Source organism: Pedobacter sp., assembly GCF_046462515.1.
GTDB lineage: Bacteria > Bacteroidota > Bacteroidia > Sphingobacteriales > Sphingobacteriaceae > Pedobacter.
In genome coordinates this window covers 253941-276693 of record NZ_JBKGVD010000002.1, presented here as the reverse complement: position 1 = coordinate 276693, position 22753 = coordinate 253941, and the positions used below count along the sequence as shown (strand labels likewise).

The following is a 22753-nucleotide window of genomic DNA, read 5'->3' as shown; positions in this document are numbered from 1 at the left end:
AGTAAATAAATCAAGAAAAAAATGAAAGTTGCAGTAGTAGGTGCCACAGGCTTAGTGGGTACCGTTATGTTAAAAGTATTGGAAGAGAGAAATTTCCCGATGACAGAATTGATCCCCGTTGCTTCAGAAAAAAGCGTTGGTAAGAAGATTATGTATAAGGGTAAGGAATTTCCAATTGTTAGCATGGAAACTGCCATACAATTACGTCCAGATATTGCTTTATTTTCTGCCGGGGGGAGTACTTCTTTAGAGAACGCACCTAAATTTGCCGCAGTAGGCACAACGGTTATTGATAATTCATCGGCCTGGAGAATGGATGAAACCAAAAAATTAGTGGTTCCAGAAGTTAATGCCAAAGTTTTAACCAAAGAAGATAAGATCATTGCTAACCCTAACTGTTCAACTATACAAATGGTAGTAGCCTTACAGCCTTTGCACGAGAAATATAAAATTAAACGTGTTGTGGTTTCTACTTATCAGTCTGTTACCGGAACAGGGGTTAAAGCAGTTGATCAGTTGATGAATGAACGTAAGGGAATTGATGGGCCTAAAGCTTATCCTTATGAAATTGATCTAAACGTACTTCCTCACATTGATGTTTTCCAAGATAATGGGTACACTAAAGAGGAAATGAAAATGATCAAAGAAACCAACAAGATCATGGGCGATGACCATATCAAAGTAACTGCTACCACAGTGCGTATTCCGGTAATGGGCGGACACTCAGAATCTGTAAATGTTGAATTTGAAAATGATTTTGATTTAAGCGAACTACGCAGCATTTTAGAAAATGCCCCTGGTATTATCGTAGTTGACGATGTGGCCAATCTTAAATACCCAATGCCAAAAGATGCGCATCAAAGAGATGAGGTTTTTGTAGGCCGTTTACGCAGAGACGAATCACAGCCTAATACTTTAAATATGTGGATCGTGGCTGATAACCTGCGTAAAGGTGCGGCCACAAATGCTGTACAAATTGCCGAATATTTAGTAGAAAAGGCTTTAGTATAAAATTGACAGAGGTTGTTTAAAATAAAACTTAACGTCATTCCATACTCAATATGGAATCTTCATTAACTTCATTTAGATCCCTGAAACAAGTTCAGGATGACGAAATGTAATTTTAAACAACCTCTTACTTGCCAAACCCAAACCATATGAAATTCCTGAAACTATCTTTCCTTTTTATTGCCATTTGTCAGATGAGTTTTGCACAATCTGTTGCGCAAAAACTTGAAACAGCATTTAAAAATTTCGAGAACGATGAGCAGAACAAATACGCTACAGCCTCGTTGTGTGTATTAGATGCCAATACCGGAAAAATCATCTACGCAAAGAATGAAAATACCGGACTGGCTACTGCTTCTACGTTAAAAACCATTACCTCTGCAACGGCTTTTTATCTTTTAGGAAAAGATTTCAAATATGAAACTTTATTAAGCTATACAGGTGTTATTGATAACAAGGGCACTTTAAAAGGAAATATTATTATCAAAGGTTCTGGAGATCCTACTTTGGGTTCTTGGCGTTACGAACAAACAAAAGAAAATAATATACTGAACCAATGGGTTAATGCAATCAGAAATGCGGGTATTAAAAAAATTGATGGCTCAGTAATCGCTGATGATTCTGCCTTTGGCACTCAGACCATGCCTGAGGGATGGACCTGGCAGGATATGGGTAATTACTATGGTGCGGGCGGCGGTTCTATTTGCTGGCGTGAAAATCAGTTCGATGTAAATCTTAATCCCGGAAAAAATGTTGGAGATGATGTAAGCATAAGTTCTATCTCGCCTGCTATGCCTTATTTAATGCTTGTTAACGAGCTGAAAACTGGCAGCAAGGGTTCTGGTGATAACGCTTATGGTTTTTTACCTCCTTACACCAATGTTGCTTATATGCGTGGCACATGGGGTCTCGATATCAGCAAAAAAGGTATTTCTTTAGCTCTGCCTGATGGTGCTTTTGATGCGGCCTACAGGCTACAGGATACCTTAAATCGTTTAGGCATCAATGTAGTTGAACAAGCCGCTACTTCACGCCTATTATCGCTGGCAAAAAAAACATTAGATACGGCCAACAAACACCAATTACATTCTTATCTTTCACCTAGTTTGAGTGAAATCGTTTATTGGTTCAACAAAAAAAGTATAAATCTATATGGTGAGCAACTTTTAAAAACCATTGCTTATCAGCAAAATAAACCCGGCACCACAAGAAGTGGGGCCAATACCTTAATTAATTTCTGGGGTTCAAAAGGCATAGATAAGAAAGCACTTAATATTATTGATGGCAGCGGCCTTTCTCCGGGCGACAGGGTAACCACTTTTGCCATGGCTTCGATATTATTTCAGGTGCAGAAAGAAAGCTGGTTTGGCGATTATTATAATTCGTTACCTGAGTACAATGGCATGAAAATCAAAAGTGGAAACATAAGCGATGTTACGGCCTATGCAGGCTATCATACCGATAAAAAAGGAAATAAGTACGTGGTAGTTATTAATGTTAACAATTACTACGGATCGGGTATTAGTCGTAAACTTTTTACTGTACTGGATGTTTTAAAATAAACATTTGACATGGATAAACGCATTTTAATTACAGGTGCAACCGGTCTGATCGGTAAAGAATTAGTTCAACTTCTTTTGCTACATGGGTACAAAGTTTCTATTCTTAGCAGACATGCTATTTCGACAACAGGAGTTGATGTTTATCTATGGGACATCGCTAACAACCAGATTGACCTTAAAGCTTTTGACAATGTAGATGTTCTGGTACATCTGGCAGGAGAAAGCATTGCAGCCAAAAGATGGACTAAAAGGCAAAAGAAAGAAATCATTAACAGTCGTGTAAATTCTGCGAACCTCCTTTTCGAAACGGTTAAAAAACACCAGATACCTCTAAAAAAATTCATATGCTCATCGGCAGTGGGCATTTACGGCGATAGAGGAACAGAAGTGCTGACCGAAAACAGCAGGTTGGGCAATGGCTTTTTGCCGCTTTGTTGTAAACTATGGGAAAATGCTGCCGACCAGTTCAATACCTTAGGCATAGATGTAGTAAAAATAAGAACAGGTTTTGTTTTATCTGATCAGGGAGGAGCTTTAGGTCCTATAACCAAAATGATACGATGGTATTTAGGCGCACCCTTGGGTTCAGGTAAACAGCTTGTTCCTTGGATACATTTAAACGATTTAACCGCAATCTATTTAAAAGCCATTAGTAATAATAAGATGAAAGGCACGTATAATGCCTGTGCCGCTAATCCCGTTACCAATAAAACACTTACAGTTGAAATTGCCAAAATTTTAAAGAAGCCTATTCTGCCACTTCATGTGCCCAGCTTTATGCTTCGTTTATTGATGGGAAAAATGAGTATTTTACCTTTAATGAGTACCCTCACAAGCAATCGCAAACTGGAACAAACAGGTTTCAGCTTTAAATTTGATACGCTGCAATCTGCATTAAAGGATATATTTCATAAAAACTAAAACTAAAAAAGCGTTACCGGAAACCCTGTAACGCTTAGACTATTTTATATAATTTCTTTTATTAGTTAGTTACTTTTATAATATCTATGGTAAAGTCTAACACTGAATTAGGTGTTATGGCTCCTGTTGATGCACTTCCATATCCATATTTTGAAGGCAAGAAAATACGCACTTTTGCACCTGAATTAAATAACGGTAAGATTGTTCTCCAACCTGAAATTACCCCATTTAATGTAGTACTAAAAGAATCGCTCGAATCGAAAGTTGTTCCATTCAGCAATTTACCCACATATTTAACTTCAAGTGTAGAATAATCATCTATAGCATCTGAACCTGTACCCGGTGTAATTACCTGATAATAGATTCCTGATGAATGTCTAACTGCATTAGTAATATTATTTGCGGTTAAAAATGCTTTGATCCTGTTTTCATCTAATTCAACCTGAGAAGCTTCTTTAAAGATTTTCAGGTCGGTTACAATTACCTCGTTAGATGGAATATTTCCATTACCATTCTTACCAAAAGCTAAATAAGACGGAATAATAATTTTAGCATGTCCTCCGCGTTTTAATTTATACATCACGGTTCTAAAAGCCCCTGGCGAAGTAACATAACCTACATAGGTAGCACTGTTTGAGTAGATATCATTACTCTGGTATACCTGTCCATCTAAAGATTTAATATCAAAATCATACAGTACGGAATCAGTATTTTTAAGAAAATTACCTGTACCCTCATTAATAATCTGGTAATAAAACCCCAACGTATCTTTCATTGAGAGGTTATTTTTCTTGATATAAGCTTCAATTTTAGCTTTATCAACGCTTTCTATGCTTTCGTACTCTTTTGTACATGAGTTAAACACTACAAAAGAAACCAGCAATATGGCTGTATATAAAAATATTTTACGCATTTATTTTACGCTTATTAAATCTACTGTAAAATCTAAAACTGAATTTTTGGGTATACCTGGGCCTGGCGATTCGTTTCCATAAGCTAAAGTTGATGGGATCAATAGTCTTATTCTTCCCCCCGGTTGTATCAAGGGAATCCCGATAGTCCAGCCTTTAATTACCTGTGATAATGAAAAAGTAATTGCCTGCTTTGATTTATCAAACACGCTTCCATCTAACAGCTTACCTTCATAATTTACGGTTACCGTAGAAGACGCATTAATCTTAAAATCTCCCGTACCCGGCGTAATAATCTGATAATATAATCCCGAACTATGCTTTGTGGCACTGATGTTATTCTTCTTTATAAAATCAACAATCAGACCATCGTCAATACCGGCCTGCTTCTCAGCATTATATTTATCTTTACTGCATCCTGTAATTAATCCGGCAACTACAAAAAACACCAATAATAGTTTGGCTTGAAACTTCATGAAGCAAAAATAATCTTTTAGAACGGTTACTACAATTTTTAACCAATTTTAACAAATGAAAAAGAGGCTGTTCAAAAATCAAACATCATTCCCTACTCGATATGGAATCCTTTCAGTCAAAATATGACTATTTTTAAGACCCCTGATACATTCAGGATGAAGAAGAATTGTTTAAACAGCCTCTTTGGTATAGGATATGATTAGAAACAATATTTATTGGCTTCTATAATTTGTTTTGCCACATTCTGACGGGCTTCTTTAACATTAAATGGTTCAACTTTAGTAAATCTGCGTAAACCTACCAACATCATGCGTAATTCATCGCCCTCTGCAAAGGCCCATAATGCTTCTTTACCAGCCTTGGCAACTCCGTCAACAGCTTCTACCAAATAAATGCGCATTAAATCCAGCTGACCTTTACAAGCTTCTTCTCCTTTTAAGCTCACCAGCTTCTCTGTTCTTAATATTGTCGATTCCAGCACATATACATAACCTGCCATATCTGCAATATTCATTAAAATCTCCTGCTCTTTGCTTAGGCTCATCATTAATTTCTGTACAGCCGCTCCTGCAACCATCAAAGTAGCTTTCTTAAGGTTAGCTAATACTTTTTTCTCGGCAGCAAATAAAGTATCATCTTCTTCACCAAATTCAGGAATAGCCATCAGCTCGTTTGCTACTGCTGTCGCCGGGGTCATTAGATCTAGCTCTCCTTTCATAGCTCTTTTCAGCATCATATCCACAGTTAGCAAACGGTTGATTTCATTAGTGCCTTCAAAAATTCTGTTGATACGGGCATCTCGATAAGCTCTGTCCATAGGTGCATCTGCGCTAAAACCCATACCACCATAAATCTGCACCCCCTCATCTACCACATAATCTAAAGCCTCAGATCCCCAAACTTTCAGAATAGCACATTCAACAGCAAATTGCTCTACCGATTTTAATTTTGCTTTAGAAGGTTCCATTCCTCCTGCTACCAATGCATCGTAGGTGTCGTCAATATTTTGTCCCGCACGATAGTTAGCTGCATCAACAGCATATACTTTAGAAGCCATTTCGGCTAATTTATAACGGATGGCACCATATTTAGATATCTGACGGCCAAATTGCATACGTTCATTTGCATAATTTACAGCCGTGCTTATGGTCTGTTTTGATGCACCTATAGCCGCAGCCGATAATTTGATACGCCCTATATTCAAAATATTTACAGCAATCTTAAACCCATTTTGTCTTTCAGAAAGCATATTCTCTATCGGAACAGGACAATCATTAAAGAAAATCTGTCTTGTAGAAGAACCTTTAATACCCATTTTATGTTCTTCTGGGTTCATGGTTATGCCACCAAAATCACGTTCAACGATAAATGCGGTCAGGTTCTCATCTTCATCAATTTTGGCAAATACAATAAAGATATCAGCAAAGCCACCGTTGGTAATCCACATTTTCTGTCCATTGATGATATAATGCTTCCCGTCATCGCTTAATTTCGCTTTGGTTTTACCTGAGTTTGCGTCAGAACCCGAATTAGGTTCGGTTAAGCAATAAGCTGCTTTCCATTCGCCAGTTCCTAACTTAGGAATATATTTTGCCTTTTGCTCTTCATTACCATAATACAAGATAGGCAGTGTACCGATACCTGTATGGGCAGATAAGGCTACAGCAAAGGAATGTCCAGCTCCTACAACATCTGCTACCAGCATGGAAGTATTAAAATTCTTACCAAAGCCCCCATATTCTTCAGGAACAGATACACCTAAAATACCCAGTTCGCCTGCTTTTGTTAACAAATTCGGCATAAATTCCGGATCTTCCTGCTTATCGATCTTTTCAAGATTAGGAAAAACTTCTGCTGCCAAAAAATCACGACAGGTTTGGGCAATCATTTGCTGTTCTTCGTCAAATTCTTCTGGGATAAATACATCCTGATAAGATGTTTCTTTGATTAAGAATTCTCCGCCCTTGATTATCTTTTTATCTGTATTTTCCATTATTTCAGCTATTTTAAGATTTATGTCTTTCTAATAATTTTATTCGTTAAAGCAATTCAAAAATACCTGCAGCTCCCTGTCCCGTACCCACACACATGGTAACCATGCCATATTTCTGCTTTCTTGCTTTAAGTTCATTCAGGATTTGAACGGTTAATTTTGCTCCGGTACAGCCAAGTGGGTGCCCTAACGCAATCGCCCCACCATTTACATTTAGCTTATCTGTATTCAGATTCAAGTTTCTGATAATAGCTAAAGATTGAGAGGCAAAAGCTTCATTCAGTTCTATCAGGTCAATATCATCTTGTTTTAAACCTGCTTGTTTTAAAGCTTTCGGAATAGCCTCTATAGGTCCAATACCCATAATACGTGGTGGAACGCCTGCAACTCCATAGCTTACTAATCTGGCAATAGGTTCAACCCCTAATTCTTTCAGTTTTTTTTCTGAAACCACTATCACAAAAGCGGCCCCGTCTGATGTTTGCGAAGAGTTACCTGCTGTGATACATCCACCAGCCGCAAAAACAGGTTTTAGTTTAGCCAATTTTTCAATAGTCGTATCTGCTCTTGGTCCTTCATCGGTATCTACTATATATGAGCGGGTTTTCTTTTTCAGATTTTCATCCAAATAGGTTTCATTTACCGTTATAGGGGCAACTCCTGCTTTTAGATGCCCGTTTTTTATTGCATTGATAGCTTTTTGGTGCGAATTGAAAGCAAAGACATCCTGATCTTCGCGACTTACATTAAATTCTTTAGCTACCGCTTCTGCAGTTAAGCCCATTCCCCAATACCAATCCGGATGATTTTTAGCAACCACAGGATTGGGCACTAATTTCCAGCCACCAAATGGCATACCACTCATTACCTCAACACCTCCCGCAATGACACAATCTGCCATACCTGCTTTTATTTTTGCTACAGCCGTAGCAATGGTTTCCAGTCCTGAAGCACAGTATCTGTTCATCGTCACCCCTGGTACTTTATCGGTACCTAAAGACATGAGGCTGATCATGCGGGCCACATTAAGCCCCTGCTCTGCTTCAGGGGTTGCATTACCCACAATAACATCGTCAATTTCTTCTTTATTTAAATTAGGTACAGATGCAATCAGTTGTTTAATCACATCTGCTGCTAAATCGTCTGCTCTTGTAAAGCGGAACACACCTCTTGGTGCTTTTCCTACCGCTGACCTAAGACCTGCAATGATATATGCTTCCATATTGTTTAGTATTTAGATGTTAGTATTCAGATTATTTTTGAGTCTTAAATGAAAAGCATAATTCATTTTTTGCTATTCATTTATTTTCTCTGATAAGACATCTAATTCATTTGTTTTAAATAATTTAAGCTGAAAGAGATAATTAGTTGTGTTTTACTTCGTAAGAAGATGCACGAGCAATTGAAAGAAAATATGAAAACCCCTTAACCGAGTTTCTACCTGCTCCTTCTGCTATATTAGAGCGAATTGAAATAGAGGCTCTATTTATCTGACTAATAAGTCCAAACTCCTCTTGTTTAAAAAATCTGGCCGTAATGCAATAGTTCTGCCATATTTTCAATTCCTTATACTTATGCATTCTTAAAGTTTAATCACTATCTAACTACTATTAATTTCTCAACGGTTTACCTTTTGTAATAATAGACTGGATACGCTCTAATGTTTTTCGCTCTGTACATAATTGCAGAAACGCCTCACGCTCCAGATCCAATAAATATTGTTCAGACACTTCTGTAGGTGCAGACAAATCTCCTCCGCACATTACGTAACCTAACTTTTCAGAGATTTTCTGGTCATGTTCAGAAATGTAATTTCCGGCCCGCATGCTGTTTGCCCCTGCATAAACAATACCCAAACCCTGGTTACCTAAAACCTTAATATCTTTTCTTTGAACTGGTTTTGTATAACCTGCTTCTGCCAATTCTATAGCTTTTGCTTTTGCATCTGCCAGTAAACGTGACCTGTTCATGGTAATACTTGCTTTTTCTTTTTGTATGTAACCTAGCTCTATAGCTTCTTGCGCTGATGTTGACACCTTAGCTGTGCCAATGGTCAAGAAACGTTCTTTTAACGTATTTTGTGCAATTTGATCATCTTTTAACTCATCTCCGGCTCTTAAAGCAAATTCTTTGGTACCTCCGCCACCTGGTATTACACCTACACCAAACTCCACCAATCCCATATAAGTTTCGGCACTCATCTGTACATGATCAGCATGCAAACTAAATTCGCAACCACCGCCCAATGTTAAATTAAAAGGAGCTACAACAACCGGAACCGCTGAATAGCGGATACGCATTGAAGTATTCTGGAACATTCTAATTGCCATATTTAACTCGTCCCACTCCTGCTCTACGGCCATCATAAAGATCATTCCAACATTTGCTCCCGCTGAGAAGTTTCCCCCATCGTTCCCAATTACCACTCCACGGTATTCTTTTTCGGCCAGGTCAATGGCTTTATTGATTGCTTGCAACGTATCCCCTCCAATGGTATTCATCTTAGAATGAAATTCTACATTTAAAATACCATCTCCTAAATCGATAATAGAAGCTCCTGCATTTTTATAAATGGTTTTGGCAGCTCTTAAATGATCCAGTACAATCAAATCCTCAGTACCAGGAACATTTTTATAAGATTTGGTAGGGATATCATAATATTGCCTTACCCCGTTTTCTACTCTGTAAAAAGTAGTAAATCCTGCCGCGAGCATTTCATGTACCCATGCTGCAGCCTCATGCCCGTAGGACTTCATGCCCTCTATAGCTTCTTTTACGCCCACAGCATCCCAAACTTCAAAAGGACCTAATTCCCAAGCAAAACCTGCCCGCATTGCATCATCTATACGATACAACTCATCTGATATTTCGGGAATACGGTCTGATACATACTCAAACAAGCCATAAAAAGAAGTTCTGAACAGCTCTCCGGCTTTGTCTTTAGCCGTTGCGAAAACCTTCATCCTGTCTGCAACCCTGTCAATGGTTTTTGTCATTTCTAAAGTAGCAGACTTAACTTTTTGCTGAGGTTTATATTCTAATGTCTTTAGGTCTAAAGCCAATATTTCGCTTTTTCCTTCAGCATCCTTTATCTTTTTGTAGAATCCCTGCCTGGTTTTATCACCCAGCCAGTTGTTTTCGGCCATTTTCTCAACGTAGGCAGGCAGCTTAAATAAATCATGTGCTTTGTCATCAGGACAATTATCATACAGACCTTTAGCAACTTTGATCATAGTATCCAAACCTACCACATCAGAAGTACGGAAAGTTGCAGATTTAGGACGCCCTAAAGCCGGCCCGGTATATTTATCTACTTCTTCTACGGTAAGATTTAGTTTTTCAACGGAATGAAGTAGGGCCATGATAGAATAAACACCTACCCGGTTGGCAATGAATGCCGGAGTATCTTTACAAAGTACAGTAGTTTTTCCCAAGAATTTATCTCCGTACTCCATCAGAAAATCTACCACTTCTTTTTTGGTATCTTTTGTTGGGATGATTTCTAACAGACGCAGATATCTTGGTGGATTAAAAAAGTGGGTGCCGCAAAAATGAGCTTTGAAATCTTCTGAACGTCCTTCTTCCATCATATGGATAGGAATACCTGAAGTATTTGAGGTAATCAGTGTTCCCGGCTTGCGGTATTTTTCTACCTGTTCAAAAACAGATTTTTTAATCTCCAGATTTTCTACAACCACTTCTATTACCCAGTCGCATTGTGCTATCTTAGGCATATCTGTAGTAAAATTACCTGTAGTAATCTTATGGGTTACTGATTTTGAATATACAGGCGAAGGATTGCTTTTTAAGGTATTTTGCAATGCAGCATTTACAATTCTGTTTTTAACCACCTCGTTTTCTAGTGTAAGCCCCTTAGCCTGTTCTTCAGGTAAAAGTTCTTTAGGCGCAATATCGAGCAGCAAAACTTCTACGCCTATGTTTGCAAAATGACAGGCAATACGCGAACCCATAATACCCGAGCCCAATACTGCTACCTTACTTATATTTCTGTTCATAACCATCTTTTAATGCCGAATAATTTAATGTAAGCTTGTTAACTTTCTCTAAAGTTGCTATTAACTGTTCTTTTTCTTTTACCGATAGCTTATCGTTAAGATATTCATTAAATGAAACAACCACGTCGCGGGCCAGTTTTCTCTTTTCCACTCCAAAAGGGGTTAAAAATATTTTAACCGAACGCTTATCTTCAACATCTGTTTCCCTATAAATAAGCCCCATTTGTTCCATACTATTTAACATCCGGGATAAAGATGTAGATTTGACGCCAAGTAAAGCCGCCAAAGCCGATACTTTGGTACCTGTTGCTTCAATATTAATAAGCACATAACCTATAGCTTGCGTAATACCAAACCCCGATGCTATCTGGTTGTAGGTGTTTGAAATATTTTGCCAAACTATCTTTAAAAAATAATCTACTGTTTCTTTCTGCTTCATAAATTTATTATGCTTGCATAACAAATTTATGTAAAAATTTTATTTATATCAAAAGATTAAAATTATTTTTTCGTGGTTTTTTGTGTCTTATCTCCGATTTACACAATAAGCTTTCAACTTTGCTGTTTTTTTATCTTATGATTACAAAAAAGCAATTGTAGATTTGTGCTTTATTTTGGAAAATGGAAAAAACCACAACGTCGACACAGGACCTTAGCTCTACCGTATACCCTATTTTATTTGCATTAAGCTTTTCTCATTTATTAAATGATACCATACAATCATTAATACCTGCCATATACCCGATTGTAAAAACCAGTTACCACCTGAGTTTTTCTCAGATTGGACTAATTACCTTAACCTTTCAGCTGGCAGCCTCGCTATTTCAACCTTTTGTAGGTTTATATACAGATAAAAAGCCACAGCCCTATTCGCTAGCTATAGGAATGGCCTTTACGCTTACCGGACTGATTACATTATCTTTTGCGAATAATTTTTACCTGATTTTACTTTCTGTAGCCCTAATCGGAACAGGTTCTTCGGTTTTTCATCCCGAAGCGTCGAGAATGGCTCACGCAGCCTCGGGCGGAAAAAGAGGGCTAGCCCAGTCTGTTTTCCAATTAGGCGGAAATGCTGGAAGCTCATTAGGCCCCTTACTTGCTGCATGGATTATTGCCCCGAAAGGGCAGCACAGCATCATATGGTTTTCTGCAATTGCATTGATTGCGATTGTAGTATTAAGGTATGTCGGGAACTGGTATAAGAACTATGTGTTAGCGCATCAGCTTTCAAAAAAAGGCAAATCAGGCTCTTCTGAACATCATCTACCTAAATCCAAAGTAATTATGGCTGTATCCATCTTATTGATTTTGATTTTTTCCAAGTACTTTTACATGGCCAGCCTTACCAGTTATTTTACTTTTTACCTGATAGATAAATTCAGCGTATCTGTTCAAACCTCACAGATTTACCTTTTTGTATTTTTATTTTCAATCGCTGCCGGAACTTTATTAGGTGGACCTATCGGCGACCGAATAGGAAGAAAGTATGTAATCTGGTTCTCTATATTAGGCACAGCGCCTTTTGCCCTTTTATTACCTCATGCTAACTTATTTTGGACAGGCATTTTAATTGTGCCCATAGGTATGATTTTAGCTTCTGCTTTTTCGGCAATCTTGGTTTATGCACAAGAATTGATCCCCGGAAAGGTAGGCTTAGTAGCAGGCCTGTTTTTTGGTTTTGCCTTTGGTATGGGCGGCTTAGGTTCTGCCTTAATTGGCAACCTGATTGACAAAACCAGCATAAGCCATGTTTTTTCTATCTGTGCTTACCTGCCTCTTATTGGATTATTGACCGCATTTTTACCTAATATCAGGACTAACAAAAAGTAATTGAATCCCTAATACAAGCTCCACACACAGGCTTTCCTGCCCTCATGTCGGGCATTGACATGCCATTTTGAGCGACCAAAATGGAGAAAAAAGTCGTCGGCTGCGCCCTTTGCCATAAGCCTTCTGCTAAAGTTTCTGCATTACTACCGCAAAGACCAAGGCCGATTCCAAGCTTATTAATGGTTTTTACCAAGGCTTGACTTAATTACCAAAATTTAAGCTAACACATCAGCATAATCGGGTGTTTTGTCAAAAACTGATTTGGCATAAGGGCAAAGCGGTATAACTTTAATATGCTGCTCTCTTGCATATTTTACAGCCGCTTCTACCAGTTGCCTCCCCACCCCTTTGCCCGAGAAATTTTCATTTACTTCGGTATGGTCTATGATCATTTTTTCGGGGCCTGCCCAGGTATAGGTCATTAGGCCAGCTTCCTGATTGTTATCCACCGCTTTAAAAAAGCCTTTATGTTCTCTGTTAAATTGTTGTACTTCCATGATTTTGTTTTTAGTTTAAACAAACTTATAACAGTCTCGGCATTAAATTGTTGATGTACATCAAGAAAGTAAAAGTATCTTTTGAAACAGAAGTAAGAATTAGCCTGATAAACCTCATTATACTCCAGTTCCCAATCCAAAGCACCGCCTGTAAAACCTTTATGATGGGTATTGTGCTTAGATAGACGAGAATTCGGGTCAGAAGTAGAACCCGTATAATATCCATCACGAGAAACAGAATAAAGTATGTAAGTGTACCACATCATATAAATTTAATACGAAATACCTATAAACAAAAAAGCCCTAACCAAATTTGGCCAGGGCTTACGTGGAGAATACTGGATTCGAACCAGTGACCCTCCCGATGTAATCGGGATGCGCTGAACCAGCCAGCAACCTAAATCTCTCCAGAAATCAATTTCTCTATCATTTTACGGCTTTTCCAGTTTTTAATCTCTTTTTCTCTCAGAAGTGCTTCATGTTTAGTCTGATAAACCTCATTATACTCTAATTCCCAATCCAAAGCACCGCCTGTAAAACCTTTATGATGAGTATTGTGCTTAGATAGACGAGAATTCAGGTCAGAAGTAGAACCCGTATAATATCTATCACGAGAAACAGAATAAAGTATGTAAGTGTACCACATCATATAAATTTAACACGAAATACCTATAAACAAAAAAGCCCTGGCCAAATTTGGCCAGGGCTTACGTGGAGAATACTGGATTCGAACCAGTGACCCCCTGCTTGTAAGGCAGGTGCTCTGAACCAGCTGAGCTAATTCTCCAATTTTTATTTCAACTTAACCAGTGAACCTCCCGATGTAGTCGGGATGCTCTGAACCAGCTGAGCTAATTCTCCTTGTGCTAACTTTCAATAATTAAAAGTTTGCTTTGTAATGGTGGAGAATACTGGATTCGAACCAGTGACCCCCTGCTTGTAAGGCAGGTGCTCTGAACCAGCTGAGCTAATTCTCCATTTTAAAAACAAAATCCTTTGTTTTGGGACTGCAAATATAGAGCGTTTATTTAATTTCACAAAAAAAACTAAAAATTTTATGATAATACTTCTTCTAATATCTGATGAGAACTAATTTGACCAAAAGAAGGTGTATGTAAAGAAAAGTAAATCAACACCTTATCTAAAAGCAATCTCCTCAATGCATTGTTCAGTTTTACATCTGCAGAATTTTCAAAAGAAACATTTGACAGCAAAATCAGGTATTGCGCCTCATCAGCGTCTATAAAATAAGGATGAACTGGAGCCAGTGAGGTAAAAACACCCTCCTGCAAATCAAAATATTTCTGGTCGGTTCTTTGTGCTGCCTGCGGTCCAAAACCCAAAAACTTGCTGAGCTTCATTAAAAAGTTAAGGTGAAAATTCACATTCACATCTTCTGTTTCATCAAACCAACAGAGAGAGGTATAAATAAAATCGAATAGTTTTTCGTCTATATGATGCTGTCTGATACATTTATACAAAACCTCATTTAAAAATTGTATAATGGTATTTTTCTGCAAATCGTAAGGTATAGTCCTAAAAACAGGCGACAATTTTGCTTCTGAAATACGTTGAAGCTGCATATTAGGTTTATGGTACACCACCAGATCCAGTGTATGCAGTGACTGCAAAACACTCATAGGTATTTTTGCCTTCGGTTTTCTTACACCATTAATTAAATAAGATTGCATCCCAAATTTCTCTGTAAAAACCTGAGCAATCACACTTGTTTCACTATACTGTGTAATTTTTAAAACAACTCCACGCGTCTTATGCAACATCTAAAAAAACTTTGGCACAAAAATAAGTAATGCAACAATGAAAGACGAGATTGAAGCAACTAAAACGGCTCCGGCAGCAACATCTTTTATTTTCCCCGCTATAGGATCATATTCGGGAGATATTTTATTAACCAGTAGCTCAATTGAAGTATTTATCAACTCCAAAGCAAGCACTATACCAATGCAAATCAATACTGCAACCCATTCCAGAACAGATAGTTTAAAAAACAGTCCTAATAACACCACAATCAAAGTGGCTATAAGCTGTAACCTAAAATTAAGCTGCGTACCTAATGTATAGGCTATACCTTTACCCGCATAAATAAATCCTTTAAGAAACTTTGCCATAAATTTACCGGCACTCCAAACTATTTACTTGTATGTACCGTTGTTAAGGTAAATTTATCATAAAAATTTATCAATTCGTTTTTGTAATGCAGCATAATAATTGCGTTCTTTACCTTTTTTAAAAAGATATGTGGAGCAAACTTTCTGAATTCATCTTAAAAAACCGGATTCTTCTAATCATTTTTTTTCTGGCAATCACCCTGTTCATGGCTTTTAAGGCCCAAAACATCAAGCTCTCTTATGCCGGCAGCAAGATATTGCCTTTAACCGACTCTGCATTCGTAAAATATACCGCTTTTAAAAAGCAGTTTGGTGAAGATGGCAGCATGGTAGTTATTGGTATCCAAACACCAAAAATTTACGAAAAAGACACTTATAATAAGTGGGCACAGTTATCTGAAGACATTAGCAAGCTAAAAGGAATAAAAGGTGTGCTCTCAATAGGCAAGTTATTTCAGTTACAAAAAGATAGTGTGCACCAAAAATTTACCGCGCACATTTTACCTGGCGGCATCATTAAAACAGATGCCCAGATGGATTCATTAAAACATACTTTGAAACAACTACCTTTTTATGAAGGCTTATTGATCAATAGGCAAACCAATGCTACTTTAATGGCTGTTTCATTCGATCAAAAAATATTGAATACCGCAGCCCGCAATCCTATTTTAAAAGAGATAGAAGAAAAAGCATTGGCTTTTGGCAACAGCGTACAAACAGATGTCCATATATCGGGGCTGCCTTATATCAGAACTGCTACCAGCAAGTTGGTATCTAACGAGTTTGTTTTGTTTTTAGGCTTATCTATATTGGTCTCGGCCATCATTTTAGTTATATTCTTTAGGAGTTTTGCCGCAGTTTTCTACCCTGTTCTTATTGTGATTATGGGTGTAATATGGAGTGTAGGAACTTTAGTGTTATTTGGTTATGAGATTACCATCTTAACAGGGCTCATCCCTCCGCTTATCGTAATCATAGGTATTCCAAACAGCATATTACTGCTGAACAAATACCATAACGAATTGAAAAAACATGGTGATAAACATAAAGCTTGGCACATTACGATCGAACGCATATCTGTAACCACTTTAATTGCCAATATTACCGCCGCAATTGGCTTTGGGGTATTGTATTTCACCGGAAGTGAGCTACTTATGCAATTTGGGAGTGTAGCCGCCCTAAATGTAATGTTTACCTGGTTATTAAGTTTATGTCTTATACCTGCCGTATTTAGTTTTTTACCTGCCCAAAAAAACAAGATCAATGCAGAACACAAAACTAATTTCCTGGATAAACTTTTAACTAAAACTGATTTTCTTGTCCAGCATAAAAGCAAGCTCATCTATTTAGCAACGCTTATTGTTGCTCTTATTTCATTGATAGGGGTTTACCGCATCAATGTAAATGGTTATGTGGTTGACGATCTGCCTAAAAGTTCTCGCATCTTAACCGATCTGAAATTCTTTGAAAAAAACTTTGAAGGTATTTTACCTCTCGAGATCAGTGTAGATACCAAAAGAAAGAATGGCGTGCTTAATTTGGCTACACTCAACAAAATTGATGAGATGGAAAATATGATCAGCTCCTACCCTGAGTTTTCTCGTTCTATTTCTTTAAATCGGGGGTTAAAATATGCTACTCAGGTATTTTATGATAATGATACTTCTTACTATCGCTTACCTACAGATTTTGAACGTGCTTTTATCTTAATGTACATTGCCAGTTCAGGTAAAGGAAATGGAAATATGCTCACAAATTTTGTAGATAAAGATAAGCAAACTACACGTATCAGCTTCCAAATGGCTGATGTAGGTTCTAAAAGATTGGACCACCTGTTAGAAGAAATTAAGCCGAGAATAGATTCTATTTTGCCTCCTAAACGCTTTGATGTAACATTAACAGGTTCCAGCATCATATTTTCAAAAGGCACAGATTACATGTTGCGCCATTTATTCGAAAGTATTTCTCTGGCTATTGTATTGATTTCATTATTACGTCTGGCACAATTCAGAAGCATGGGTATTATGTTTATCTCCTTACTTCCAAACGTAGTTCCGCTAATTATTACCGCAGGTTTGATGGGCTTTTTTAATATCCCCTTAAAACCCTCTACCATATTAATCTTTACCATTGCATTTGGATTAGCTTCTGATCAGACTATCTATTTCCTAACCAGATACCAACAAGAGCTGAACCTTACCAATTACAGCGTAAGCAAAGTTATTACAGATACGATTACAGAAACCGGCGTGAGCATGACACACATTGCGCTGATCTTATTTTTTGGTTTCGGCATTTTTACCGCATCAACCTTTGGTGGAACAGTAATATTAGGTTTATTATTGTCTATAACCTTGATCATTGCATTGGCGTTTAACCTTACCTTATTGCCTTCTTTGGTGCTATGGTTAGCTAAAAACAAGAGACGAAAACTTATTTCGGATGAAGAAATGGCCAAAAATGATTTAGATTTTGATCATTAATCTGTCTCAGAATCTTTTTCAACTGATGTAGGGTTATCACCAACAGGTGTTAGCTCTACAATGTCTTTACCTTGTTCATCAATCTTTTTGGCAAATAAAACCGGATACAACAACATAAAAGCTCCGGTTATAAATAAAACACCTGCAACAGCCAACAAAGTTTTACCGCCTCTGGTATGAGCGGCATCTAATATTTGGGCAATTACCATTATAAGCACACCTAAGATGAGTAGCCATACCGCTTTATTTAGTTTTAGCTTTTTGATCATTTTGCTGCTGGTTACGTTTAATTATACTTATTAAAACAAGCAACAAACCAATAAGTTCTGCCCCAAAGCAAAAAAGTAGAATAAAATTACCAAAAGCAGGTCCTACAAAAAGCTTAACAGGGAATAAAAGTACCGTTAGTACCATTGCCTGCACCTATTTTAAATAATTTATCCATAACAAAATAAGTTCAAAGCTACTATTATTAAGTATAAAAGCTTAACTTTGCAACCTTTAATTTTTTACGATACTTTATTGATGTACAGGGAATATAAACAATTAGAACTGGCCAAAATAGGCAAAGAGATATTAGATTTCTGGAAAGCTCAAAACATATTTGAAAAAAGTATTAGCTCACGTCCTAAGTCTAAACCTTTTACTTTTTACGAAGGTCCACCATCGGCAAACGGAATGCCTGGTATTCACCACGTAATGGCCCGTGCTATTAAAGATATTTTCTGCCGTTACAAAACCCTTAAAGGCTATCAGGTAAAACGTAAAGGTGGATGGGATACCCATGGTTTACCAATAGAGCTTGCTGTTGAAAAAAAATTAGGCATCACTAAAGAGGACATCGGTAAAAAAATCTCTGTTGACGCTTATAATGCCGCTTGTAAAGAAGAGGTGATGCGTTATACCGATGTTTGGAATGACCTGACCGAGAAAATGGGTTATTGGGTTGATCTTGAAAACCCTTATGTAACTTATCATAACGAATACATTGAAACCTTATGGTGGATCTTACAACAGCTTTATAACAAAGGTTTACTATATAAAGGTTATACCATACAGCCCTACTCTCCTGCTGCTGGTACGGGTTTAAGTTCTCACGAATTAAATCAACCGGGAACTTATCGTGATGTAAGCGATACAACTGTTGTAGCACAATTTAAAGCAGTTGATAGCACTTTACCCGATTTTCTACAAGGATTAGGAACCCTACATTTCTTAGCTTGGACAACCACTCCATGGACCCTGCCGAGCAATACCGCTTTAACCGTTGGCCCTAAAATAGATTATGTACTGGTTAAAACCTTTAACCAATATACTTTTGAGCCTGTACAGGTTATCCTGGCCAAAGCTTTAGTAAGCAAACAGTTTAGCGGTAAATACTTTTTAGCAGAAAGCCCAGCAGATTTAGAAAATTACAAAGCAGAAGACAAGAAAATACCTTATTTTATTGTAAAAGAATTTGCAGGAGCAGATCTTGTAGGCATTAAATACGAACAATTATTGCCACTGGCCCTACCATACCAAAATCCTGAAAATGCATTCCGTGTAATTTCGGGTGATTTCGTAACAACAGAAGACGGTACAGGTATTGTACATACTGCCCCTACTTTTGGTGCAGACGATGCCCGTGTTGCCAAACTGGCAACGCCAGAAGTACCTCCAATGTTGGTTTTAGATGAAAAAGACAATCCTGTACCTTTGGTAAACCTGCAAGGTAAATTTATTGATAGTTTAGGCGGTGGTTTGGGAGGTAAATACGTTAAAAACGAATATTATACAGACGGACAGGCCCCTGAAAAATCTGTTGATGTAGAAATAGCCATCCGGTTAAAAGAAGAGAATAAAGCTTTTAAGGTTGAAAAATATGTACACAGTTATCCACATTGCTGGCGTACAGATAAGCCTGTTCTATATTATCCTTTAGACAGCTGGTTTATTAAAACCACTGCCTTAAAAGATAAAATGGCAACCTTAAACAAAACCATCAACTGGAAACCAGAAGCTACCGGAACAGGTCGTTTTGGTAACTGGTTAGAAAATCTTGTTGACTGGAATCTATCACGTTCACGCTATTGGGGTACACCGCTTCCCATATGGAGAACTGAAGATGGAACTGAAGAAAAATGTATCGGTTCTATTGCAGAACTGAACGCCGAAATACAAAAAGCTGTTGAAGCTGGTTACATGGAAGCTGGCTTTGAATTGAAAGATATGCACCGTCCGTATGTTGACGATGTAATTCTCGTTTCTCAAAGCGGCAAGAAAATGCTTCGCGAAACAGACCTTATCGACGTATGGTTTGATAGTGGCGCTATGCCTTATGCGCAATGGCATTTCCCATTTGAGAACAAAGAAGAATTTGAGAACGCCTATCCTGCCGATTTCATTGCAGAAGGCGTTGACCAGACCCGAGGATGGTTTTTTACCTTACACGCGATAGCAGTCATGTTAAGTGAAAGCAGCGCCGAAATCAAAGCCATAAACGAGCGTGTAAACAACCCTGGTATTGCATTTAAAAATGTGGTATCAAATGGTTTGGTATTAGATAAAAATGGCAACAAAATGTCTAAACGTTTGGGCAACGCTGTTGATCCGTTTAGTACCATTGATACTTACAGTGCAGATGCTACACGCTGGTATATGATCAGTAACGCATCTCCTTGGGACAATCTTAAATTTAACCTGGAGGGATTAGATGAAGTACGGCGAAAATTCTTCGGCACGCTTTATAATACCTACTCGTTCTTTGCGCTTTACGCCAATATAGACAAGTTTGTAATCGATATCAACAACCAGACCCCTGTTGCAGAACGCAGTGAGTTAGATCGTTGGATATTATCGCTTTTACAAACCCTGATTGCTGAGGTAGATGAAAGTTATAATACTTACGAGCCAACCAAAGCGGCCCGTGCTATACAGAACTTTGTTGATGAGCATTTAAGTAACTGGTACATCCGTTTATCTCGTCGCCGTTTCTGGAAAGGAGAAATGACCGCCGATAAAAAAGCTGCATACGAAACCTTACATACCTGTTTAACCAGCATAGCGCAGTTGATGTCGCCGGTTGCCCCATTTTTCTCAGACTGGTTATATAAAAATATGACTGAAAGTCTTTCTGAGGAGCAAAAGGCAGAATCGGTGCATTTAACCCTGCTCCCTGAAGCCGATATGAGCATTATAGACCTTGCCTTAAACGAACGCATGGAACTGGCTCAGAATATTTCTTCAATGATCTTATCATTACGCAAAAAAATGGGCATCAATGTACGCCAGCCTTTGGCTAAGGTACTTATTCCTATTTTGGATAACAGTTTTGAAAGCAAAATTGAATTAGTTAAAGATTTGATCTTATCAGAAACCAATATCAAAGAAATTTCATATATTACCGACACTGCCGGTTTCATTAAGAAAAAGGTAAAACCAAACTTTAAATCTTTAGGGGCTAAAGTGGGTAAGGATATGAAGCTTGTAACCGAAGCCATCCAAAATATCAGTCAGGAAGAACTTGCATCATTTGAAAAAGAAGGTACGTTTACCATAAAAAACACAGCGTACACTATTCTTTTAAGTGATGTTGAGATTATTGCCGAAGACATTCCTGGGTGGCAGGTAACCAATATGGGTAGCTTAACTGTTGCCTTAGACGTAAACATAACGCCTGAACTTAAAGATGAAGGTTTATCGCGTGAGTTAATTAACCGTGTGCAAAATCTTCGTAAAGAAATGGCTTTTGAAGTTACCGACAGGATAACCGTAAGTTTACAAGAAGATAACATTGTATCGCCTGCGGTACTTAAGAACAAAACATACATTTGCAACGAAATCTTAGCAGATGATGTTGTTTTAACATCAGCGCCTTTAGATGGTACCAAAATTGTAATAGAAGATATTGAACTCGAAATTGTGATTGCAAAAAAATAACATTATGGAAAAAACTGAAAAGACACGTTATTCTGACAGTGAGCTACAAGAATTCAAAGAGATAATTTTAGAAAAACTAAGAACTTCCAGAGAAGAATTATTGTCGTTAACCTCTACTTTAAGTAATCCAAATTCTAATGGAACAGAAGATACTTCTGGCGCTTATAAAACCTTAGAAGATGGTTCTGCTACGCTCGAAAAAGAACAAACTAACCAATTGGCAGCACGTCAAAAGAAATTTATAGATAATCTTGAAGCTGCCCTGGTACGTATTGAAAATAAAACTTATGGCGTTTGCAGAGAAACCGGTAAACTTATACCTAAAGAGCGTTTAAGAGCTGTACCTCATGCTACATTAAGTATGGAAGCAAAACTTAAACAAGGCTAATGAAAGGTTATACAAAACCATTAGTATTAATATTTCTGGTTTTACTAGTAGATCAGCTAAGTAAAACTTGGGTAAAAACCAACATGTACCTTGGCCAGGAATTTAAAGTTCTTGGCAACTGGTTCATTATCCATTTTACCGAAAACAACGGCATGGCCTTTGGGCTTGAATTTGGGGGCGAATTTGGCAAGCTTGCTCTTTCACTTTTCAGGATTGTGGCTGTTGCCGGAATTGGATACGGTTTACATTACCTTATTAAACATAAATATCACAGAGGTTTAATACTTAATGTAGCCCTGATTTTTGCCGGAGCATTAGGTAACATTATAGATTCGGTATTTTATGGGGTAATCTATAAATATGAAACACTTTTTCACGGCCGTGTGGTAGATATGCTGTATTTCCCTATTTTAAAAGGTCATTTCCCAAACTGGTTTCCAATTTGGGGCGGACAAGAATATGAGTTTTTCAGACCTGTATTTAACCTTGCCGATGCAGCAATTTCTATAGGCGTAATTTGTATTCTAATTTTCCAGAAGACCTATTTTAAAGAAGAATTTAAAGACGAAGTGGGCATCAATAACGAAACCGTAGAAGAATAGTTTAAATTACTATCC

21 protein-coding genes and 3 tRNA genes are annotated in these 22753 nt (G+C 37.7%); 8 read left to right on the top strand and 16 right to left on the bottom strand.

Going from position 1 to position 22753, the window contains the following annotated elements:
• The first annotated feature begins 21 nt into the window (after positions 1-21).
• The 3 genes from ACLHG9_RS02130 to ACLHG9_RS02120 all read left to right on the top strand — a co-directional run bounded on the left by ACLHG9_RS02130 (position 22) and on the right by ACLHG9_RS02120 (position 3491).
• A complete protein-coding gene (locus ACLHG9_RS02130) occupies positions 22-1011 on the top strand; it encodes an aspartate-semialdehyde dehydrogenase (protein WP_410219869.1) in 990 nt (329 codons plus the stop codon).
• Positions 1012-1157: 146 nt separating this feature from the next.
• A complete protein-coding gene (gene dacB, locus ACLHG9_RS02125) occupies positions 1158-2570 on the top strand; it encodes a D-alanyl-D-alanine carboxypeptidase/D-alanyl-D-alanine-endopeptidase (RefSeq protein WP_410219868.1) in 1413 nt (470 codons plus the stop codon).
• A gap of 9 nt (positions 2571-2579) precedes the next feature.
• Positions 2580-3491: a TIGR01777 family oxidoreductase gene (locus ACLHG9_RS02120; RefSeq protein WP_410219867.1), complete on the top strand. Its 912-nt coding sequence runs from the start codon at positions 2580-2582 to the stop codon at positions 3489-3491.
• Positions 3492-3552: 61 nt separating this feature from the next.
• Here the strand turns inward: ACLHG9_RS02120 and ACLHG9_RS02115 are convergent, their stop codons facing one another.
• The 7 genes from ACLHG9_RS02115 to ACLHG9_RS02085 form a co-directional block, all read right to left on the bottom strand.
• Positions 3553-4404 (bottom strand): FKBP-type peptidyl-prolyl cis-trans isomerase, encoded by an 852-nt coding sequence (locus ACLHG9_RS02115; protein WP_410219866.1) that lies wholly within the window; start codon positions 4402-4404, stop codon positions 3553-3555.
• Positions 4405-4878: an FKBP-type peptidyl-prolyl cis-trans isomerase gene (locus ACLHG9_RS02110; RefSeq protein WP_410219865.1), complete on the bottom strand. Its 474-nt coding sequence runs from the start codon at positions 4876-4878 to the stop codon at positions 4405-4407.
• Positions 4879-5078: 200 nt separating this feature from the next.
• Entirely contained in the window at positions 5079-6872 is a 1794-nt protein-coding gene (locus ACLHG9_RS02105) for an acyl-CoA dehydrogenase family protein (protein ID WP_410219864.1), read from the bottom strand.
• A 46-nt stretch (positions 6873-6918) separates the two neighbouring features.
• The gene (locus tag ACLHG9_RS02100; RefSeq protein WP_410219863.1) at positions 6919-8094 is read right to left on the bottom strand and encodes an acetyl-CoA C-acyltransferase; all 1176 of its coding nucleotides are present in this window, start codon (positions 8092-8094) and stop codon (positions 6919-6921) included.
• A gap of 142 nt (positions 8095-8236) precedes the next feature.
• Positions 8237-8452, bottom strand: coding sequence for a four helix bundle protein (locus ACLHG9_RS02095; protein WP_410219862.1), 216 nt, complete (start codon positions 8450-8452; stop codon positions 8237-8239).
• Between the two features lie 30 nt (positions 8453-8482).
• Positions 8483-10888 (bottom strand): 3-hydroxyacyl-CoA dehydrogenase/enoyl-CoA hydratase family protein, encoded by a 2406-nt coding sequence (locus tag ACLHG9_RS02090; protein WP_410219861.1) that lies wholly within the window; start codon positions 10886-10888, stop codon positions 8483-8485.
• Entirely contained in the window at positions 10869-11327 is a 459-nt protein-coding gene (locus ACLHG9_RS02085; RefSeq protein WP_410219860.1) for a MarR family winged helix-turn-helix transcriptional regulator, read from the bottom strand. Before ACLHG9_RS02085 ends, ACLHG9_RS02090 begins: the two co-directional genes overlap by 20 nt.
• A gap of 182 nt (positions 11328-11509) precedes the next feature.
• Between ACLHG9_RS02085 and ACLHG9_RS02080 the strand changes: the two genes are divergently transcribed.
• Positions 11510-12718, top strand: a complete 1209-nt coding sequence (locus tag ACLHG9_RS02080) for an MFS transporter (RefSeq protein ID WP_410219859.1) — start codon at positions 11510-11512, stop codon at positions 12716-12718.
• A gap of 215 nt (positions 12719-12933) precedes the next feature.
• Here ACLHG9_RS02080 and ACLHG9_RS02075 read toward each other — a convergent pair whose 3' ends face one another.
• The 8 genes from ACLHG9_RS02075 to ACLHG9_RS02040 form a co-directional block, all read right to left on the bottom strand.
• A complete protein-coding gene (locus ACLHG9_RS02075) occupies positions 12934-13215 on the bottom strand; it encodes a GNAT family N-acetyltransferase (protein ID WP_410219858.1) in 282 nt (93 codons plus the stop codon).
• Positions 13140-13478: a GIY-YIG nuclease family protein gene (locus tag ACLHG9_RS02070; protein WP_410219980.1), complete on the bottom strand. Its 339-nt coding sequence runs from the start codon at positions 13476-13478 to the stop codon at positions 13140-13142. The genes ACLHG9_RS02075 and ACLHG9_RS02070 overlap by 76 nt, the downstream gene beginning before the upstream one ends.
• Positions 13479-13544: 66 nt before the next feature.
• Positions 13545-13624 (bottom strand) — tRNA-Val (locus ACLHG9_RS02065).
• Positions 13613-13864 (bottom strand): GIY-YIG nuclease family protein, encoded by a 252-nt coding sequence (locus tag ACLHG9_RS02060; protein WP_410219857.1) that lies wholly within the window; start codon positions 13862-13864, stop codon positions 13613-13615. Before ACLHG9_RS02060 ends, ACLHG9_RS02065 begins: the two co-directional genes overlap by 12 nt.
• Before the next feature lie 63 nt (positions 13865-13927).
• Positions 13928-14002 (bottom strand) — tRNA-Val (locus tag ACLHG9_RS02055).
• A gap of 112 nt (positions 14003-14114) precedes the next feature.
• Positions 14115-14192: transfer RNA gene (locus ACLHG9_RS02050), tRNA-Val, on the bottom strand.
• 78 nt (positions 14193-14270) lie between these two features.
• Positions 14271-14996 carry a DNA repair protein RecO gene (gene recO, locus ACLHG9_RS02045; RefSeq protein WP_410219856.1) on the bottom strand — a complete coding sequence of 242 codons (726 nt, stop codon included), beginning with the start codon at positions 14994-14996 and terminating at the stop codon, positions 14271-14273.
• Positions 14997-15344 (bottom strand): diacylglycerol kinase family protein, encoded by a 348-nt coding sequence (locus ACLHG9_RS02040; protein WP_410219855.1) that lies wholly within the window; start codon positions 15342-15344, stop codon positions 14997-14999.
• A 128-nt stretch (positions 15345-15472) separates the two neighbouring features.
• Here ACLHG9_RS02040 and ACLHG9_RS02035 point away from each other — a divergent pair, with 128 nt between their 5' ends.
• Positions 15473-17827 carry an efflux RND transporter permease subunit gene (locus tag ACLHG9_RS02035; RefSeq protein ID WP_410219854.1) on the top strand — a complete coding sequence of 785 codons (2355 nt, stop codon included), beginning with the start codon at positions 15473-15475 and terminating at the stop codon, positions 17825-17827.
• Here the strand turns inward: ACLHG9_RS02035 and ACLHG9_RS02030 are convergent.
• Positions 17824-18096: an isoleucyl-tRNA synthetase gene (locus ACLHG9_RS02030; RefSeq protein WP_410219853.1), complete on the bottom strand. Its 273-nt coding sequence runs from the start codon at positions 18094-18096 to the stop codon at positions 17824-17826. The genes ACLHG9_RS02035 and ACLHG9_RS02030 overlap by 4 nt on opposite strands.
• A gap of 256 nt (positions 18097-18352) precedes the next feature.
• On the opposite strand from ACLHG9_RS02030, the gene ileS reads away from it, so the two are divergent.
• From ileS to ACLHG9_RS02015, 3 genes are read left to right on the top strand one after another with little or no spacing between them, the layout of a single operon-like run.
• Positions 18353-21748, top strand: a complete 3396-nt coding sequence (gene ileS, locus ACLHG9_RS02025) for an isoleucine--tRNA ligase (protein WP_410219979.1) — start codon at positions 18353-18355, stop codon at positions 21746-21748.
• 4 nt (positions 21749-21752) lie between these two features.
• A complete protein-coding gene (locus ACLHG9_RS02020) occupies positions 21753-22136 on the top strand; it encodes a TraR/DksA family transcriptional regulator (protein ID WP_243357563.1) in 384 nt (127 codons plus the stop codon).
• Complete coding sequence (locus tag ACLHG9_RS02015) at positions 22136-22738, top strand: lipoprotein signal peptidase (protein WP_410219852.1); 603 nt, start codon at positions 22136-22138, stop codon at positions 22736-22738. The genes ACLHG9_RS02020 and ACLHG9_RS02015 overlap by 1 nt, the downstream gene beginning before the upstream one ends.
• Positions 22739-22753: the final 15 nt, after the last annotated feature.

What these genes read in the sequence shown, in the direction of transcription:
- ACLHG9_RS02130 (WP_410219869.1), top strand. Translation starts at nt 22, where the DNA reads ATGAAAGTTGCAGTAGTAGGTGCCACAGGCTTAGTGGGTACCGTTATG.
- dacB (WP_410219868.1), top strand. Translation starts at nt 1,158, where the DNA reads ATGAAATTCCTGAAACTATCTTTCCTTTTTATTGCCATTTGTCAGATG.
- ACLHG9_RS02120 (WP_410219867.1), top strand. Translation starts at nt 2,580, where the DNA reads ATGGATAAACGCATTTTAATTACAGGTGCAACCGGTCTGATCGGTAAA.
- ACLHG9_RS02115 (WP_410219866.1), bottom strand. Translation starts at nt 4,404, where the DNA reads ATGCGTAAAATATTTTTATATACAGCCATATTGCTGGTTTCTTTTGTA.
- ACLHG9_RS02110 (WP_410219865.1), bottom strand. Translation starts at nt 4,878, where the DNA reads ATGAAGTTTCAAGCCAAACTATTATTGGTGTTTTTTGTAGTTGCCGGA.
- ACLHG9_RS02105 (WP_410219864.1), bottom strand. Translation starts at nt 6,872, where the DNA reads ATGGAAAATACAGATAAAAAGATAATCAAGGGCGGAGAATTCTTAATC.
- ACLHG9_RS02100 (WP_410219863.1), bottom strand. Translation starts at nt 8,094, where the DNA reads ATGGAAGCATATATCATTGCAGGTCTTAGGTCAGCGGTAGGAAAAGCA.
- ACLHG9_RS02095 (WP_410219862.1), bottom strand. Translation starts at nt 8,452, where the DNA reads ATGCATAAGTATAAGGAATTGAAAATATGGCAGAACTATTGCATTACG.
- ACLHG9_RS02090 (WP_410219861.1), bottom strand. Translation starts at nt 10,888, where the DNA reads ATGAACAGAAATATAAGTAAGGTAGCAGTATTGGGCTCGGGTATTATG.
- ACLHG9_RS02085 (WP_410219860.1), bottom strand. Translation starts at nt 11,327, where the DNA reads ATGAAGCAGAAAGAAACAGTAGATTATTTTTTAAAGATAGTTTGGCAA.
- ACLHG9_RS02080 (WP_410219859.1), top strand. Translation starts at nt 11,510, where the DNA reads ATGGAAAAAACCACAACGTCGACACAGGACCTTAGCTCTACCGTATAC.
- ACLHG9_RS02075 (WP_410219858.1), bottom strand. Translation starts at nt 13,215, where the DNA reads ATGGAAGTACAACAATTTAACAGAGAACATAAAGGCTTTTTTAAAGCG.
- ACLHG9_RS02070 (WP_410219980.1), bottom strand. Translation starts at nt 13,478, where the DNA reads ATGTGGTACACTTACATACTTTATTCTGTTTCTCGTGATGGATATTAT.
- ACLHG9_RS02060 (WP_410219857.1), bottom strand. Translation starts at nt 13,864, where the DNA reads ATGATGTGGTACACTTACATACTTTATTCTGTTTCTCGTGATAGATAT.
- recO (WP_410219856.1), bottom strand. Translation starts at nt 14,996, where the DNA reads ATGTTGCATAAGACGCGTGGAGTTGTTTTAAAAATTACACAGTATAGT.
- ACLHG9_RS02040 (WP_410219855.1), bottom strand. Translation starts at nt 15,344, where the DNA reads ATGGCAAAGTTTCTTAAAGGATTTATTTATGCGGGTAAAGGTATAGCC.
- ACLHG9_RS02035 (WP_410219854.1), top strand. Translation starts at nt 15,473, where the DNA reads ATGTGGAGCAAACTTTCTGAATTCATCTTAAAAAACCGGATTCTTCTA.
- ACLHG9_RS02030 (WP_410219853.1), bottom strand. Translation starts at nt 18,096, where the DNA reads ATGATCAAAAAGCTAAAACTAAATAAAGCGGTATGGCTACTCATCTTA.
- ileS (WP_410219979.1), top strand. Translation starts at nt 18,353, where the DNA reads ATGTACAGGGAATATAAACAATTAGAACTGGCCAAAATAGGCAAAGAG.
- ACLHG9_RS02020 (WP_243357563.1), top strand. Translation starts at nt 21,753, where the DNA reads ATGGAAAAAACTGAAAAGACACGTTATTCTGACAGTGAGCTACAAGAA.
- ACLHG9_RS02015 (WP_410219852.1), top strand. Translation starts at nt 22,136, where the DNA reads ATGAAAGGTTATACAAAACCATTAGTATTAATATTTCTGGTTTTACTA.